General features: G+C 64.4%; 16 protein-coding genes. 10 read left to right on the top strand and 6 right to left on the bottom strand.

The window, feature by feature from the left end:
- The first annotated feature begins 5 nt into the window (after positions 1–5).
- From AAG813_RS12240 to AAG813_RS12225, 4 genes are all read left to right on the top strand, one after another.
- Positions 6–749 carry a DUF3106 domain-containing protein gene (locus AAG813_RS12240; RefSeq protein ID WP_341915460.1) on the top strand — a complete coding sequence of 248 codons (744 nt, stop codon included), beginning with the start codon at positions 6–8 and terminating at the stop codon, positions 747–749.
- Positions 750–851: 102 nt separating this feature from the next.
- Positions 852–1,373 carry an RDD family protein gene (locus AAG813_RS12235; RefSeq protein ID WP_341915457.1) on the top strand — a complete coding sequence of 174 codons (522 nt, stop codon included), beginning with the start codon at positions 852–854 and terminating at the stop codon, positions 1,371–1,373.
- A 68-nt stretch (positions 1,374–1,441) separates the two neighbouring features.
- Positions 1,442–1,882, top strand: coding sequence for a diacylglycerol kinase (locus AAG813_RS12230; RefSeq protein ID WP_341915455.1), 441 nt, complete (start codon positions 1,442–1,444; stop codon positions 1,880–1,882).
- Positions 1,879–2,466 (top strand): TIGR00730 family Rossman fold protein, encoded by a 588-nt coding sequence (locus tag AAG813_RS12225; protein WP_341915451.1) that lies wholly within the window; start codon positions 1,879–1,881, stop codon positions 2,464–2,466. The genes AAG813_RS12230 and AAG813_RS12225 overlap by 4 nt, the downstream gene beginning before the upstream one ends.
- A gap of 134 nt (positions 2,467–2,600) precedes the next feature.
- Here AAG813_RS12225 and AAG813_RS12220 read toward each other — a convergent pair whose 3' ends face one another.
- On the bottom strand, positions 2,601–2,939 hold the full coding sequence (locus AAG813_RS12220) for a P-II family nitrogen regulator (RefSeq protein WP_096665314.1): 339 nt from the start codon (positions 2,937–2,939) through the stop codon (positions 2,601–2,603).
- Positions 2,940–3,098: 159 nt separating this feature from the next.
- Positions 3,099–4,787: an NAD+ synthase gene (locus tag AAG813_RS12215; RefSeq protein WP_341915445.1), complete on the bottom strand. Its 1,689-nt coding sequence runs from the start codon at positions 4,785–4,787 to the stop codon at positions 3,099–3,101.
- A 2-nt stretch (positions 4,788–4,789) separates the two neighbouring features.
- Between AAG813_RS12215 and AAG813_RS12210 the strand changes: the two genes are divergently transcribed.
- The 3 genes from AAG813_RS12210 to AAG813_RS12200 all read left to right on the top strand — a co-directional run bounded on the left by AAG813_RS12210 (position 4,790) and on the right by AAG813_RS12200 (position 7,407).
- Positions 4,790–6,154, top strand: a complete 1,365-nt coding sequence (locus AAG813_RS12210; RefSeq protein WP_341915441.1) for a GNAT family N-acetyltransferase — start codon at positions 4,790–4,792, stop codon at positions 6,152–6,154.
- A gap of 126 nt (positions 6,155–6,280) precedes the next feature.
- The gene (locus AAG813_RS12205; RefSeq protein WP_341915438.1) at positions 6,281–7,084 is read left to right on the top strand and encodes a hypothetical protein; all 804 of its coding nucleotides are present in this window, start codon (positions 6,281–6,283) and stop codon (positions 7,082–7,084) included.
- Positions 7,081–7,407: a hypothetical protein gene (locus tag AAG813_RS12200; RefSeq protein ID WP_341915435.1), complete on the top strand. Its 327-nt coding sequence runs from the start codon at positions 7,081–7,083 to the stop codon at positions 7,405–7,407. Before AAG813_RS12205 ends, AAG813_RS12200 begins: the two co-directional genes overlap by 4 nt.
- Positions 7,408–7,418: 11 nt before the next feature.
- Here AAG813_RS12200 and AAG813_RS12195 read toward each other — a convergent pair whose 3' ends face one another.
- Positions 7,419–7,796: a hypothetical protein gene (locus tag AAG813_RS12195; RefSeq protein WP_341915432.1), complete on the bottom strand. Its 378-nt coding sequence runs from the start codon at positions 7,794–7,796 to the stop codon at positions 7,419–7,421.
- Positions 7,797–8,070: 274 nt separating this feature from the next.
- Here AAG813_RS12195 and AAG813_RS12190 point away from each other — a divergent pair, with 274 nt between their 5' ends.
- The gene (locus AAG813_RS12190; RefSeq protein ID WP_341915429.1) at positions 8,071–8,451 is read left to right on the top strand and encodes a hypothetical protein; all 381 of its coding nucleotides are present in this window, start codon (positions 8,071–8,073) and stop codon (positions 8,449–8,451) included.
- Between the two features lie 48 nt (positions 8,452–8,499).
- Here the strand turns inward: AAG813_RS12190 and AAG813_RS12185 are convergent, their stop codons facing one another.
- Both AAG813_RS12185 and AAG813_RS12180 read right to left on the bottom strand, forming a co-directional pair.
- Positions 8,500–10,410 carry an MASE3 domain-containing protein gene (locus tag AAG813_RS12185; RefSeq protein WP_341915425.1) on the bottom strand — a complete coding sequence of 637 codons (1,911 nt, stop codon included), beginning with the start codon at positions 10,408–10,410 and terminating at the stop codon, positions 8,500–8,502.
- A gap of 142 nt (positions 10,411–10,552) precedes the next feature.
- Positions 10,553–11,236, bottom strand: coding sequence for a hypothetical protein (locus AAG813_RS12180; protein WP_341915422.1), 684 nt, complete (start codon positions 11,234–11,236; stop codon positions 10,553–10,555).
- Between the two features lie 334 nt (positions 11,237–11,570).
- Between AAG813_RS12180 and AAG813_RS12175 the strand changes: the two genes are divergently transcribed.
- The gene (locus tag AAG813_RS12175; RefSeq protein WP_341915418.1) at positions 11,571–12,380 is read left to right on the top strand and encodes an alpha/beta hydrolase; all 810 of its coding nucleotides are present in this window, start codon (positions 11,571–11,573) and stop codon (positions 12,378–12,380) included.
- A gap of 111 nt (positions 12,381–12,491) precedes the next feature.
- Here the strand turns inward: AAG813_RS12175 and ppa are convergent, their stop codons facing one another.
- Positions 12,492–13,037 carry an inorganic diphosphatase gene (gene ppa / locus AAG813_RS12170; RefSeq protein ID WP_341915414.1) on the bottom strand — a complete coding sequence of 182 codons (546 nt, stop codon included), beginning with the start codon at positions 13,035–13,037 and terminating at the stop codon, positions 12,492–12,494.
- Positions 13,038–13,268: 231 nt separating this feature from the next.
- Here ppa and AAG813_RS12165 point away from each other — a divergent pair, with 231 nt between their 5' ends.
- Positions 13,269–15,488 carry a sodium-translocating pyrophosphatase gene (locus AAG813_RS12165; RefSeq protein WP_341915411.1) on the top strand — a complete coding sequence of 740 codons (2,220 nt, stop codon included), beginning with the start codon at positions 13,269–13,271 and terminating at the stop codon, positions 15,486–15,488.
- The last annotated feature ends 37 nt before the right edge of the window (positions 15,489–15,525 follow it).

The raw sequence follows: 15,525 nt of genomic DNA, 5'->3' as shown, positions 1-15,525 counted from the left end.
CATCGATGCCTCGAACCCTGTCCCGCCATCCTGCGCGTCTGTCACACGCAGGTGACACCCTGATTCCTGCCCGGCCGACCTGGGCGTTGCCGGGATGGGTGGGGCTGCTCTGCCTGTTCCTGGGTGTCTGGGCGACCGACGCCCGCGCCCAGACGCCTGTCCCCGCCGCAGCGCCAGCGTTGCCGGCCAAAACCGTGGTCGCGCAGGCCGCTTTTTCCAGTCCGCTCTGGACCGAATTGAGCCCGGTGGAACGCGAGATTCTCAAGCCGCTGGCGCCCACCTGGAACACGCTGAGCCAGACGCACAAGCGCAAATGGCTGCAAATGACCAAAAGTTATCCGGCCCTTTCCACCGAAGAGCAGGTCAAGATGCAGGGGCGCATGAAGGAGTGGGTGGCGCTCACCCCGCAGCAACGCGCCCAAGCGCGGTTGAATTTTGCAAAGACCAAAGAGCTGTCCAAAGAGCTCACGCCTGAAGAAAAACAGGCCAAGTGGCAGGCCTACCAGGCCCTCAGCGACGAGGAAAAGCGCAAACTGGCTGCCAAGGCCCCCCCCAAGCCGGCGGGCGCGGCCCCTGCCGCCAAACCGGTTGCGGCACAAAAGCTGGCGACGGTGCCTTCGCGTGCCGACAAGCCAAAGGGCAAACCAGCGACTAAAATCGCGGTGACGCCACCCCCGGCCGGACAGCCGGACGTGCTGTCAGCCACCGCGCCGGCGGCCACACCCGGCGTGGCACCGGCAAAACCGTAGGCAGCAAGGCCCGGCCCCGTGCCGGCCTGACACGATCCGCATGAGGGTCTGGCTGCGGTTCCTCCGGGCGCACTTAACCGACCTGACCTGAACGCGACCAAATTGACAGCCCTGCAAGCCAACCGCCTCCCCACCCCCTCCCTGCGCCGTCGCATGGCCTGCTGGCTGTATGAGGGCATGCTGATGTTCGGCGTGGTGTTCATCGCCGACTACCTGTTCAGCACCCTGAGCCAGACGCGCAACGCCATGGACAACCGCAACGCCCAGCAGGCCTTCCTGTTTGTCGTGTTCGGCATCTATTTCGTCTGGTTCTGGGCCAAAGGCCAGACCCTGGCCATGAAGACCTGGAACATCCGCCTGACCGACCTTCAGGGGCAGGCCGTCAGCCAGAAGCGCGCCTTTGTGCGCTACACCCTGAGCTGGCTCTGGTTTTTGCCGCCGCTGGCCCTGAGCTGGCTGCTGGGACTGGATGTGCGGCAGGCGCTCGTGCTGGCCGGCGGATGGATCGCCATCTGGGCGATCCTGTCGCGCTTTCACCCGGACCGGCAGTTCTGGCACGATGCGCTGGCCGGCACCCGGCTGGTGTCCAGCCTCCCCGCCGGTGCGCCAGCCCGCGCCGCCTGAGGCCTCGCGGCGTTTCCGCCATGCCTGAGCCGCATCACACCGTCACACAGCTGCGCGAGAATCGGCCCATGCCTGAACATGCCTCCACCGTCTCCCCCCCTGCGCTCCAGGGCCATCCGGCGGCCGCGCCTACCGCCAATCCCCAGAAAGACCGCAAAGGCCTGAACCGCATCCGGCATGCGCTCGGCTACTCGGTGGCGGGTTTGCGCGCCGGATGGCAGGAAACGGCGTTTCGCCAGGAAGCCATTGCCTCGCTGGTGCTGCTTCCCGCCGCCGTCTGGCTGGGCCGTAGCTGGGTGGAAACCGCCCTGCTGGCCGGTTCGGTGATCCTGGTGATGATCATCGAACTGCTCAACACCGGGATAGAAACCGCGATTGACCGCATCGGCCCGGAATGGCACGACCTGTCCAAACGCGCCAAGGACATGGGCAGCGCCGCCGTGCTGCTGAGCCTGCTGCTGTGCGCAGGCATCTGGGTCACGGCGCTGTTCCAGAGGTTTGTCGCATGAAGCCGGCTTTTTCCATCTGCGTTTATTGCGGCTCACGACCGGGCACAGAGCCCGGATTTTCCGACACCGCACGCCAGGTCGGCCAGTGGATCGGCCAGCATGGCGGCCAGCTGGTCTATGGCGGCGGACGCAACGGGCTGATGGGCATCGTCGCCGACGCCACGCTCGCCGCCGGCGGCCGCGTCGTCGGCGTCATTCCGAAGGCGCTGGTGGAAAAGGAATGGGCCCACACCGGCTGCACCGAGCTGCACATCGTGGACACCATGCACGAACGCAAGCGCATCATGGCCGAACACGCCGACGCCTTCCTGTCGCTGCCCGGTGGCATCGGCACGCTGGAAGAGTTTTTTGAAGTCTGGACCTGGCGTCAGCTGGGCTACCATGCCAAACCGGTCGGCCTGCTGAACCTGAACGGTTATTACGACCACCTGCTGGCTTTTCTGGCCACTTCGGTGACCAGCGGTTTCATGAACGACTGGCAGATGGACCTGATTCATGTCGCCAGCGATGCTGAACCGTTGCTGCAGCAGCTGGTGCAGTCAGCGGGCGTGGCGCCCGACGTGCTGCGGCTTGACCAGATTTAAGCTGAGCGCTTCGAGCTAGCCGCTGAAATCTCTTGACCAGCCGGGGCCGCGGGTCCGGCTTTGCCAGTCCGCAGGCGCAGCGGCCCCCTCGGGGGGCAGGGAGCTACGCGCAGTGAGCGACCGTGGGGGCCTACTCAGACCGCCGCTTCGTCCTCTTCCCCGGTACGGATGCGCACCACACGCTCGACGCTGGTGATGAAAATCTTGCCGTCACCGATCTTGCCGGTGCGGGCGGCGCGCACGATGGCGTCCACGCAACGATCCACATCCTCCGTTTTCACCACTACCTCGACCTTCACCTTGGGCAGGAAGTCGACCACATACTCGGCGCCGCGGTAGAGCTCGGTATGGCCCTTCTGGCGACCGAACCCCTTGACTTCCGTGACGGTGAGACCGGTCACGCCGCATTCGGCCAGGGCTTCACGGACTTCTTCGAGCTTGAAGGGTTTGAGGACGGCGGTAATTTGTTTCACTGAATATCTCCGTTGGTTTTAAATATCGTCAAAAGCGCGAGGCCATGTCCCCTCTCAAGTCCGGCAGGGACCGCGGGTCCGGCTCCGCCGGCCCGCAGGCGCAGCGCCCCCTCAGGGGGCAGCGACCACACGCAGTGGGGAGCGTGGGGGCTAACAAGTTCAGGCATGAAATTTATTGGTGACAGGATAGCGCCAATCCTTGCCGAAGCTCCGGTGGGTAACCCGGATGCCGATTGGTGCCTGGCGGCGCTTGTACTCGTTGATCTTGATGAGCCGGGTCACACGTTCGACCACGGCACGGTCAAAACCCTCCGCCACGATGGCCTCTACGCTTTCGTCGTTTTCCATGTAGCGCTGCAGGATCGCATCGAGCACCTCGTACGGCGGCAGGCTGTCCTGGTCAGTCTGGTCGGCGCGCAGTTCGGCGCTGGGCGGGCGCGTGATGATGCGCTCGGGAATCGGGTTGCTGCCGGTGCCGTAGGGGTCGTTCTCGTTGCGCCACTGCGCGAGCCGGAACACCGTGGTTTTCAGCAGGTCCTTGATGACGGCAAAGCCGCCGGCCATGTCGCCGTACAGCGTGCAGTAGCCGGTCGCCATTTCGCTCTTGTTCCCGGTGGTCAGCACAATGGCGCCGAACTTGTTGGACAGCGCCATCAGGAACACGCCGCGGATGCGCGCCTGGATGTTTTCCTCGGTGGTGTCTTCCGGCAGGCCTTTGAACTCGCCGGCCAGCGAGGCCTTGAAGGCTTCGAACTCCGGAACAATCGAAATCTCGTCGTAACGCACCTTCAAACGCGCGGCCATCTCGCGAGCGTCTATCCAGGAGATGTCGGCGGTATAAGGCGACGGCATCATCACCGTGCGCACCTTGTCGGCGCCCAGCGCATCCACCGCAATCGCCAGCACCAGCGCCGAGTCGATGCCGCCGGACAGGCCGAGGATGGCGCCGGGAAAGCCGTTTTTGCCGAGGTAATCGCGCACACCGAGCACCAGCGCGTCCCACAGATCGGCTTCGGCGCTGCGCAGCGGCACCTCGTCTGCTACCAAATGAATAGCGCCTGGCGCACGTTCCGCCTGGATCTGGAACAGATTTTCCCTGAAACTTTCGGCCCGACCGGCCAATGCACCGTCGGCCTGCAGGGCAAAGGAATGGCCCTCGAAAACAATTTCGTCCTGCCCGCCCACCAGGTGGGCGTACACCATGGGCAGGCCGGTGGCCAGCACGCGCTCGCGCATCATGCGTTCGCGTTCACCGCCCTTGCCCACATGGAAAGGCGAGGCGTTGATGACGGCCAGCAGCTCGGCGCCCGCCTCTTTGGCCAGCCGCGCGGGTTCCTCGAACCAGGCGTCCTCGCAGATCAGCAGGCCGACCTTGACCGCGTCGGCACCCTCGCCGGCTTCGAACACGCAGACGCCCTGCCCCGGCGTGAAATAGCGGCGCTCGTCGAACACCTGGTAGTTGGGCAGCTCGCGCTTGGCATAGGTGGCGATCACCGCGCCTTCACGCAGAACGCGGGCGGCGTTGTGGCGCTGGTGCACTTCGACACTTTTGGTGCGCAAGCCTCGGCCGCTGTCGCCGTGGGTCGGCGTGCCGACCACCACCGTCAGGCCTTTTAACCCGGCCAGCTCCCTGGCCACCAGATTCACGGCATCATCACAGGCTGCGATGAAGGAGCGGCGCAAAAACAGGTCTTCGGCGGCATAACCGCAGATCGCCATCTCGGGCGTGAGCAACAGGCGCACACCGTCGGCATAGGCCAGACGCGCGGCATCAATGATTTTTTGCGCGTTGCCCGGCATGTCGCCAACGCAGTAGTTCAATTGGGCGACACAGATTTTGAGCGGCATGAGTGAAATTGAACCCTGAAAAACACGTGAAAAACAACTCGAACGATTATGTCATCCGCGTGCTGGATTCGCCGCTGCAGGTCCCGGCCGCCGACTGGAACGCCCTGCTTGCGGCGCAGCCAGGCGACGGCAGCCTGAACCCCTTCATGCGCCATGAGTACCTCGCCGCCATGCTGGTAAGCGGCAGTGCCACCCCGCAGACCGGCTGGACCGCGCGTTTTGTCACGCTGTCCGTGGGCTCACAGCTGGTCGGCGCCTGCGCGCTGTACCTGAAGGACCACTCCTACGGCGAATACGTGTTCGACCACGCCTGGGCCAATGCCTACCACCAGCATGGCCTGCCCTACTACCCCAAGGCCCTGGTGGCGCCGCCCTTCACGCCGGTGCCCGGCCCCCGGCTGCTGGCGCGTGATGCCGCCACCCGCACGCTGCTGGTGCAGGCGCTGCTGGCCTGGTGCGCCGAAGAAGGGCTGTCCTCGCTGCACCTGCTGTTTGCCAGTGACGCGGATGTCGCCGCCTGCGAGGAAGCCGGGCTCATGCTGCGGCACAACGTGCAATTCCATTGGACGAATAGAGCCCCCACGCTAGGCACTGTCGTGTCCTCGCTGCCCCCCGGGGGGGCGCTGCGCCTGCGGACCGGCGAAGCCGGCTCCGCGGCCCCGGCTGGTGAAGAAGGGAAGGACCGTCCTTTTCGCGACTTCGACGACTTCCTGATGTCGCTGAGCCAGGAAAAACGCAAGAAAATCCGCCAGGAGCGGCGCAAGGTGCTGGAGGCCGGCGTCCAATTTCGCTGGTCGCTGGGCAAAGACATCAGCACTGCCGACTGGGACTTTTTCTACCGCTGTTACGAACGCACCTACTACGAACACGGCAACGCGCCCTACCTGAGTCGTGACTTCTTCCAGCGCATGGCCGACACCATGCCGGAGAACTGGCTGCTGTTTGTGGCAGAGCGGGACGGGCGGCCGATTGCTACGAGTTTGATAGCTGTCAGCGCAGGTGGAACAAGGGCGGAAGGTCGATTGGATTCCATAATCCAAACCCGGGTTGCCTATGGCCGCTACTGGGGTGCGCTGGAACGGGTTGACTGCCTGCACTTCGAGGCCTGTTATTACCAGCCGCTGCAATGGTGCATCGCCCACGGCTACAAGCGCTTCGAAGGCGGGGCCCAGGGCGAGCACAAAATGGCGCGCGCCCTGCTGCCTGTCAAGACCACCAGCGCCCACTGGCTGGCGCACCCGGCCTTTGCCGACGCGGTAGAGCGCTTCCTGGAGCGCGAGGGCGAAGGCATGGCCGGCTACATGGAAGAACTGGAGCGGCGCAACCCGTTCCGGCAGGTCGATCCCGGCGGCAATGCCCCCTCGTGACGCTACAGTATTCATAGCTGCCAGCGCTTGCCCTCATTGGGCTGGGGGCCGATTTGGCGTATAAGGACGGTTGATTCAAGCTTTTTCCGGAACCCTGCTCCACACCCTTTTTTTGACGTTTTTTTCATGCTCGACGCCACCACCGACGCCCCCGGCCCCGCCACGCCGGCCGACCCGCCCGCCACGCTGGGCCGCGCCCATGCGCGGCGCCTGCGCGAGATCTACCGCTCCGCCGGCTGGCCCTGCCAGGACCTGCTGGAAATCGAGTTGCTGGCCGCTGGCCTGCTGCAGCGGGTCGCCGGCCCGTCAGGCCACGAAACCCTGCGTGTCACCGATGCCGGCGTCAGCTACCTGGCCGCCGCGCTGGTGCGCAACCGCGCGGCCCTGTCGGCGCACGAGGCGCTGGTCGAACGCGTGGCCTGCGACATGGTGCGCGCCGGCCGCATCACCTGGCGGGCCTTGAGCCTGCGCGCGCAGTTGCCGCCACTGGCCGACGGCGCCGCCGCACGCTGGTGTCTGGTGCGGCCCGACGTGTTTTCGATCCGCAATACCTCGGTGGAAACCTACGTCGAACCCGTTGTCCACGAGATCAAGGTGCGGCGCTCCGACTTGCTGGGTGACCTGCGCCGCCCTGAAAAACGCGGCGCCTACCTCGATTTGGGCGGCGAGTGCTGGTACGTCCTGGGCTGCGACGCCAAAGGCCGACCCATCGCCGCTGCCGACGAAGTGCCGCCGGAATGCGGCGTGATGCAGGTCGAAGGACAGCGGCTGGTGGTGGCCCGCGCCGCGCCGCGGCGGCCCCGGCAGACCCTGCCTTTCGGCGTGTGGGTCGCGCTGGCCAAGGCCACACCCGTCGCCGGTCTGCGCGATGACGAACAGGGCCTGCTGGGCGATGCCAACGTCAACCCCGGGAAGAAAGAACCATCATGAACAAACAACCCGCCGGCCATTACCAGGTCAAGCTCGTCGAGTGCCCCAGCCTCAGCCCTGACGAACGCGCCGCGGCGGAGCTGCGTTTTCGCATGTCGCTTGAATTTTCCCTGGGCGGCCCCGACCAGGTGCTGCCTTCCCTGCAAGCCTACCTGCTGGTGCAATCGCTCAACGAGGACTTGCCTCTGGACGCGCAGGCGTCGGAAGCGGAGGAACAGGTCATCGCGCTGTGGGAGAACGCCGAAGAAGACGCCATCCTCGCGGCATTTCGCCCCTTGAACCGCGACATGGGAGATGCCCGCTTTGAAATCGTTCCGCTGTAGGTCCATTGCCCTCAGCGCGCAAGCAGCAGGACCAGACTGGCCAGCGCCGCCATACCGACCAGAGCCAGAGCGCCCGCCAGCCAGGCCATGCGGCGCCGCTGCGTCTCGATGCGAAAAATCAGCTGCGTGTTCTGCTCGGCCAGCGCCTTGATCAGCTCCGAGGAAGCGAGCATCTGTTCCTGCAGTTCTTTCACCGCCGTTTCCAGCTCACTGACATGCGCAGTCAGGGCGGTGATGGCCCGCGCCTCTGGCGAGAGCGACGCCTGCGTGGCATCGGCGACCTGCGCGCCGGCGTGAGGTTTCCGGCCCACCGCGGCCCACAGCTTCTTCGCGCCAGCAGCAACCTTGGGGGCGTTGCTCACCACCTCGGCCCACGGGACACTTTGCAAAACAGTCCACCAGCCTATCGCCATAAAGCCACCTTTCGGGAATTTTTCACACTGATTGTCTGCACCGGGATGCGCCGGCGTGCGAACATCAGACGGCCACCCTACCATGGCGGCAAGGTCCCTCGGGCGCCCATGTGAATAAGGCCCACCGCCAGCCCGTCCAAAGGCCAACCCGACCGGTGCACAAGCTTATAACCCCCTACACTAACGCAACACCCTTGATGCAAGGTCTGTTCTCGCGACAGCCGCAAGGCCGCTGTCCAGGAAAGGAGACATGATCAATTTCACGCCGCAACAATGGCAGATGCTGGTGGAAGCCGGCGCCCAGGAGCCCCAGCCGCTCCACCTTGCCGACCTGAGCCTGCCTTTTGTGTACGACCGGATGATTGGCGTGTTTCACTGCGCCGCTGGCCGCCATCGCCTGGCCATGTCACTGCTGCTGGCCTTCAGGCACGGCTGCGACAGCGGTATCGAAGTTGGCGAAAAGCTCGGGCTGGAATTTCCGGACGACACGGCCGACCGGTGGCTGGAAGAAACGACAGGCGCCGCGTTTCGCAGTTCCGTGGGGCGCAAGGTGCAGGCCGGCAAGCGGGCCAGCCTGAGCCTCATTGAAAAACGCTGGCTGGGCGAGGTCGAGTACCTGTTCGAAGACTGAGGGCGACAGAGGACGCTTGCCCAGGCAAGCTGTACCGGGTGCGCCGCCTCAATGCGGCACCTGGCCCAACGTGAAGCGATAGATGGCGCCCCGCCCTGGCGTGGACTCACGCCACACCCGTCCGCCGTGCCGGGCAATGACCAATCGCATGTTGTCAAGAACGATGTCGCTGCGCGTCGACTCCCCGGAGGTCCGCAGCGAGGGGAAAGCTTCGAGCGCCTGATCGACGGCCGCCGCATCGGTTTCCGTGCCGTTGTACCTGACAAAACAGACGCTCTCACCTGCGGGCCCTGATTCAGCACCCACCACAATTTCGGCATTTTGATTGCGTGCCGTGTTCTTCCACGCGACCCCGATCAGGGTCTCCATGACCAGGGTGATCATGCGCAGGTCGCCTTCCAGATTCACCGGCCTCTGCACCACGGCCTTGACCACGCGCTGCGGATCACGTTTCTGGCAGGACCAAAGCGCCTTGTCAGCCATTGCGGCGATGTCCAGCGTCTGCATCTTCAGCGTCGAACGGGACACATCCGCAAATTCAAGCAGCGCATCAATCATGTCAGCCATGCGTGTCGCAGCCGCACGGATCCTGTCCAGATGGCCTTTCTGCCGCTCATCGAGCAAGGGGCTCGCATCGCGCATGAGCAGGCCGGCAAAACCTTCGATGGCCAGCAGCGGGGACCGCAGGTCATGCGCCATCACCTGGGAGAGGCGCTCCAGATCCTCGTAGGCCGCCCGCAACTCCGCGGTGCGATCACGCACACGCTGCTCCAGCGTCGCATTGAGCCTGAGGACTTCCTCTTCTGCCTGCCGCTTGCCCGTGATGTCGCGAACAAAGGTACTGCTCATCTGCCGGCCCCGGCTGTCCGTGTAAGTGGTGGAAGACACCTCAGCCAGAAAAGTGCTTCCGTCGCCGCGCCGCAGCATCAACTCCCCCCGCGCAAAACCGGTCCTGCTGCGCTCCTCCAGAAAGCCTGCCAGCCGCGGGTCGCTGGTCACATCGTTGCGCCCGATCCGCCACAGGTCCTGGCGCGCAATGCCGAACATGGCGGAAGCCGCCGGGTTGGCCGCGTGGAAGGAACCGTCGGCATTGGCCATCAGGTAGGCATCCGGTGCCTTTTCAAACAGCAGCCTGTACTTTTCCTCGCTTTCCACCAGATCAGCACGTGCGCTTTCCAGTTGGCGGTAAGGCCCTTCGAGGAACTCGATGAAGATGGCCCGGAAAACAAAAAGATAGGCCTCCACCTTGATGACATGGCCCACGATCGAGTACTGGTCATGGAAGGTCGCATACAGGGTGAAACACAGCTCCGACAGGGCCATCAGGCAGGCAGCGGCAAAAAGCGGCACCAGCGGATAGGGCTGCGGCGCGCGCATGCGCAGGTAAAAACCGACGGCCGCCGCGAGATTGAGCACGATGACCAGGTACTCCACCGCAATCTTGGTGGTCGTCAGCCCCGCACCCGGAACATAAAACCAGGTCATGATGGCCGGCTCGGCCAGCCCGTAAACCGAAACCCCCAGCGCAAACACGAGGCTCAGGCCGAGCAGCCAGTGACGCTCCTTGTCTCCGATGCGGCGGTTCCAGGGCTGGAACGCAATCGCCAGCAACGCGCCCGCCACCAGCAGGCGTGCCGCCAGGAAAAACGAAATGGACTTGCCGTCTTTGGCCGGGATGAAAAACGCCGGCATGCCGTCGTAGGACAGCAGGTGGACAAAATCCAGAATGGCCACGCCCAGGAAGATGCTGCACAGCAACGCCACATTGCTGCGGCCCTCCCGCGAGAAGGTGAACCAGCCGGCGGAGAACACCAGCATCGACACGATGATGGACACCGTTTCGAACAGCGTGTGCAGATTCGTGTGGACGGCCGCGGGCAGCTCAAAATGCAGCGAGGGAACCAGCACAAAGGCAAGAAGCACGGCCGCGTTGACCAGCCACACGCCGGAAACCAGCATCAATGGCCGCCGGTATGAAGCGTGGGGAATCATCACGAAGCAGCTTCCATGCAAGCGCACCTTTTTACAATTTGTAGCACCAGTTTAAGGCACGGTTGACCCTCAGCAAGCGGTCTGCCCGGGCTAACTGGACGCCGAGCCCTCAAAGCTGGTTGCCCTGGGCGGGCGAACTGGCTGGCGGCCTTGCCCGCAGCACTTCCCCGGGGAACAACACCTCCACGGTGTAGCCCGGCTCGCGCGACCACTTCTGCTCCTTGATCAGCCACTGCATGACAAACTCCCGCACCGTCTGGCGCGCCGGCTCGACCACCAATTGCTGGTAACCGGCAGACAGCGCGCGTTTTTCCAGCTCGGGCGTGATCGACTGCGCCAGCGCCGCCAGATTGTCCTGCTTGTTCAGGCGCGCCCAGCCGTTGTGGGTGTACATCTGCATGGCCGCGGTGTCGAAGGCCACGGGCAGGCTGGGCTTGATGGGGGGCGCCTGGACAATGCAGGTCTTGCCGCGAATCACCACATGCCACTCTTTGGCCAGGGCGATGTGATAACGGTAATGCACGGGCGCCTGGATGTGCGAAACCGTCGTGCCAAGGTGAATGCCCCAGAACTCCCGGGTGTCCGAGCGTGTGAAGCGCTCCTGCGCGATCACGGTGGCCACCTCCAGCAAACCGCCCTCGGTGCGGATGACGACCGGAACCTCGGGCGCCATCACCGTGGTCTCGATGCGGGTCGTTGATGCAGGATAGAAGTGCCAGCCGGCCCAGGCCATCAGCGCCGCCACACCCACGATGAGCAAGGCGGCAGCAGGGAGGCGGATGTGGGTTGGCATGGTTTCGGACTTTCTTGCGGACGCTGCGAATGAATTCAATTATGGGCCGCATCCGACAGTCCACGCGCCGCGGGCGCCCGGACCCGACACGATGACGGGCACGCGCAAGCAGGCTACAGAGCAGCCCCAAGGCCTGCCGCGCCGGTGAAAAGCCAAGCCCCACCACGCCTGTTTCTCTTTGCCCCCTTGTCACGCAGGAGACGACTTTAGGGAAGTCTCCCTCTGTGAAGGTGTCCTGCCGCCCCAATACTGGAGCATTCAGGAACAACTCCAAAAAAAAAAACCAAAAAAGCCGATAACCCTCCCCATGGCACCACCCTCACCCCGCTCTCCCGTGCGAAAACGCCAACCCAAGCAAGCGCAGCAACTCCCGCATGACGGCCCGGCGCCCAGCGCCTGGCTGCTGGCGCTGGAGTTGCGCGCCCTGTGGGAGTTTGGCGCGCTGCTGCCCGCCTGGCCGCTGCTGGCTCGGGCCCCCAAAGGCGACCAGCACAGCGTGGTGGTGTTTCCCGGCCTGTCGGCCAGCGACGGCTCGACCATGCCGCTGCGCCGCTACCTCGACTCGCTGGGCTACCAGACCAGCGGCTGGGAACAGGGCTTCAACTTCGGTCCGCGCGCCGGCGTGCTGGAGGCGGCACGCGCCCAGGTGCGGCGCGCGTTCGAAGGCAGCAACGGCAAGGTCAGCCTGATCGGCTGGAGCCTGGGCGGCGTGTACGCACGCGAACTGGCCAAGGAGTTGCCGCACATGGTGCGCAGTGTGATCACGCTGGGCACGCCGTTTGCAGGCTCGCACCGTTCCACCAACGCCTGGCGCATCTACGAGCTGGCCAGCGGGCGCAAGGTGGCACGTGAAACTGAAAACTACGACCTGCCCGCCGCGCCGCCGGTGCCCACCACCAGCATTTATTCACGCAGCGACGGCATCGTGGCCTGGCAAGGCAGCATCCAGAAACCGTCGCCGGACAACCTGCAGACAGAAAACGTCGAAGTGGTGGCCAGCCATGTCGGCCTGGGCCTGAACCCGAGCGCCTGGTGGGCCGTGGCCGACCGGCTGGCGCAACCCGAAGGGCGCTGGCAGGCGTTCGAGCGCAAGGGCACGTTCTGGCACGGGCTGATTTTCCCGGACCCGACCCGCGCAGCCTGAACGCCGCCCGTCAAAAAGAAAGAGCGCCTGCAGCATGAACTGCAGGCGCTCTAATTTTGATAGCTATCTGCGCTTGACTGGCAAGGGCTGCAGACCTGAAACGCTTGAAAATCAGGCGGCGCTGGCTTGCTCTTTCAGGTAGTTGGCAATGCCGTCGGTGATTTCCTTGCGCGCCGCGTCCGGACCTTCCCAGCCCTGGATCTTGACCCACTTGCCGTCTTCCAGGTCCTTGTAGTGCTCGAAGAAGTGGGCGATGGTTTTCAGGCGCAGCGGGTTCATGTCTTCGGGCTTTTGCCACTGGGTGTACAGCGAGCATTTCTTGTCCACAGGCACGGCCAGCACCTTGCCGTCTTCGCCGGCCTCGTCGGTCATCTTCAGGATGCCAATCGCGCGGCAGGTCACCACCACACCGGGGATCAGCGGCACCGGCGTGATCACCAGCACATCGACCGGATCGCCGTCGCCGCTGAGGGTCTTGGGCACATAACCGTAGTTGGTCGGGTAGTGCATGGACGTGCTCATGAAGCGGTCCACAAAAATCGCGCCGGACTCCTTGTCCACCTCGTACTTGACCGGGTCGGCGTTCATCGGGATTTCGATGATCACGTTGAAAGCGTCGGGAGCGTTTTTACCGGGGGTAACTTTATCGAGGGACATGGTCTCTTTGTGTTGAAGTAATGAAAAGGTGGAAGGCTCAGTCAGTATTTACCCTCATTTTACTGATTCGGGCCTGACGCTTCGCGAACTTGTCACGATTTGGCGTTAAATTTCAAAGGTTGGCCAATCGTCTTGTCTCTACGTAGGACACGAGCAACGAGGAAGCAACGCAGCGGAGGCACCGCTAGCGTGGCGCCTCCTCCAAGCGAAAAACAACGTAGGAGATTCTCTATGACAGGCAACTCAGCGCTCATTCTTGCGCTCGTCTGCGGACTGGCCGCCGTGGCTTACGGCTTCTGGGCCCGCAGCTGGATTCTTTCCCAGGACGCCGGTAACGCGCGCATGCAGGAAATTGCTGCCGCGATCCAGACCGGTGCCGCCGCCTACCTTGCGCGCCAATACAAGACCATTGCCGTCGTCGGCGTCGTGCTGGCGATCCTGATCGGCATCTTCCTCGATGTGCCCAGCGCCATTGGTTTTGTCGTCGGCGCCGTGCTTTCGGGCGCCTGCGGCTTCATCGGCATGAACGTCTCGGTGCGTGCCAATGTGCGCACCGCACAGGCGGCCACCCGCGGCATTGGCCCCGCTCTGGATGTCGCCTTCCGCGGCGGCGCCATCACCGGCATGCTGGTGGTGGGCCTGGGCCTGCTGGGCGTCACGGCCTTTTACTGGTTTCTGGTGGGAAACGGCAACTACACGCCCAATGCCAACCTGGCCAACCTGCTCAACCCGCTGATCGGTTTTGCCTTCGGCTCCTCGCTGATTTCCATCTTCGCGCGCCTGGGCGGCGGCATTTTCACCAAGGGCGCTGACGTCGGCGCCGACCTGGTGGGCAAGGTCGAGGCCGGCATTCCGGAAGACGACCCGCGCAACCCGGCCGTGATCGCCGACAACGTCGGCGACAACGTGGGCGACTGCGCCGGCATGGCCGCCGACCTGTTCGAAACCTACGCGGTGACGCTGATCGCCACCATGGTGCTGGGCGCCCTGCTCGTCACCAACGCCGGCACCAGCGCGGTGGTGTATCCGCTGGCGCTCGGCGCGGTGTCCATCATCGCGTCCATCATCGGCTGCTTCTTCGTCAAGGCTTCGCCCGGCATGACCAACGTGATGCCGGCGCTGTACAAGGGCCTGGCGGTGGCCGGCGGCCTGTCGCTGATCGCCTTCTACTTTGTGACCACCTGGCTGATGCCCGACAACGCCATCAAGGCGGCAGGCACGCAGATGGCCCTGTTCGGCGCCTGCGCCGTGGGCCTGGTGCTGACCGGCGCGCTGGTCTGGATCACCGAGTACTACACCGGCACGCAGTACGCCCCGGTGCGCCATATCGCGCAAGCCTCCACCACCGGCCACGGCACCAACATCATTGCCGGCCTTGGCGTGTCCATGCGTTCAACCGCCTGGCCCGTGATCTGTGTCTGCATCGCGATTTGGGTCTCTTACACGCTGGCCGGCCTGTATGGCATTGCGATTGCCGCAACCTCCATGCTGAGCATGGCCGGCATCGTGGTGGCACTCGACGCCTACGGCCCGATCACCGACAACGCTGGCGGCATCGCCGAGATGGCGGACATGCCCCCCGAAGTGCGTGCCGTGACCGACCCGCTGGACGCGGTGGGCAACACCACCAAGGCCGTGACCAAGGGTTATGCCATCGGCTCGGCCGGCCTGGCTGCACTGGTGCTGTTTGCCGACTACACGCACAAACTCGAAGCCTACGGCAAGGCCATCAGCTTTGATTTGAGCGACCCGATGGTGATCATCGGCCTGTTCATCGGCGGGCTGATTCCCTACCTGTTCGGCGCCATGGCCATGGAAGCCGTGGGCCGCGCCGCCGGTGCCGTGGTGGTGGAGGTACGCCGCCAGTTCCGCGAGATCAAGGGCATCATGGAAGGCACGGCCAAGCCCGAATACGGCCGGGCGGTGGACATGCTGACCACGGCCGCCATCAAGGAAATGATGATCCCCTCGCTGCTGCCGGTGGTGGTGCCGATCCTGGTCGGCCTGCTGCTGGGCCCCGCCGCGCTGGGCGGCCTGCTGATGGGCACCATCGTGACCGGCCTGTTCGTGGCAATCTCCATGTGCACCGGCGGCGGCGCCTGGGACAACGCCAAGAAATACATTGAGGACGGCAACCATGGCGGCAAAGGCTCCGAGACGCACAAGGCCGCCGTGACCGGCGACACCGTGGGTGACCCCTACAAGGACACCGCCGGCCCGGCTGTCAACCCGCTGATCAAGATCATCAACATCGTGGCGCTGCTGATCGTGCCGCTGATGATGAAGTTCCATGGCGGCAATGCCAATGCAGCGCCGGCCACGCCGGTGGCAGCCCCCGCTGCGATGAGCGCGCCGGCTGCACCTGTGGCAACGCCGGTGGCACCAGCCATGCCCGCACCGGCGCCCACCCAGGCGCCGGGTGCAGCGGCCACGCCCACGCCCGCGAAATAAAAGAAGAACAAGCCACGCTTTACTTCGGCCCGCTTCG

Origin of the sequence: Polaromonas sp. YR568, from assembly GCF_943371715.1 — a bacterium.
GTDB lineage: Bacteria > Pseudomonadota > Gammaproteobacteria > Burkholderiales > Burkholderiaceae_C > Polaromonas.
The sequence above is the reverse complement of the archived record's forward strand: the minus strand, read 5'-3'. Positions and strand labels throughout refer to the sequence as shown.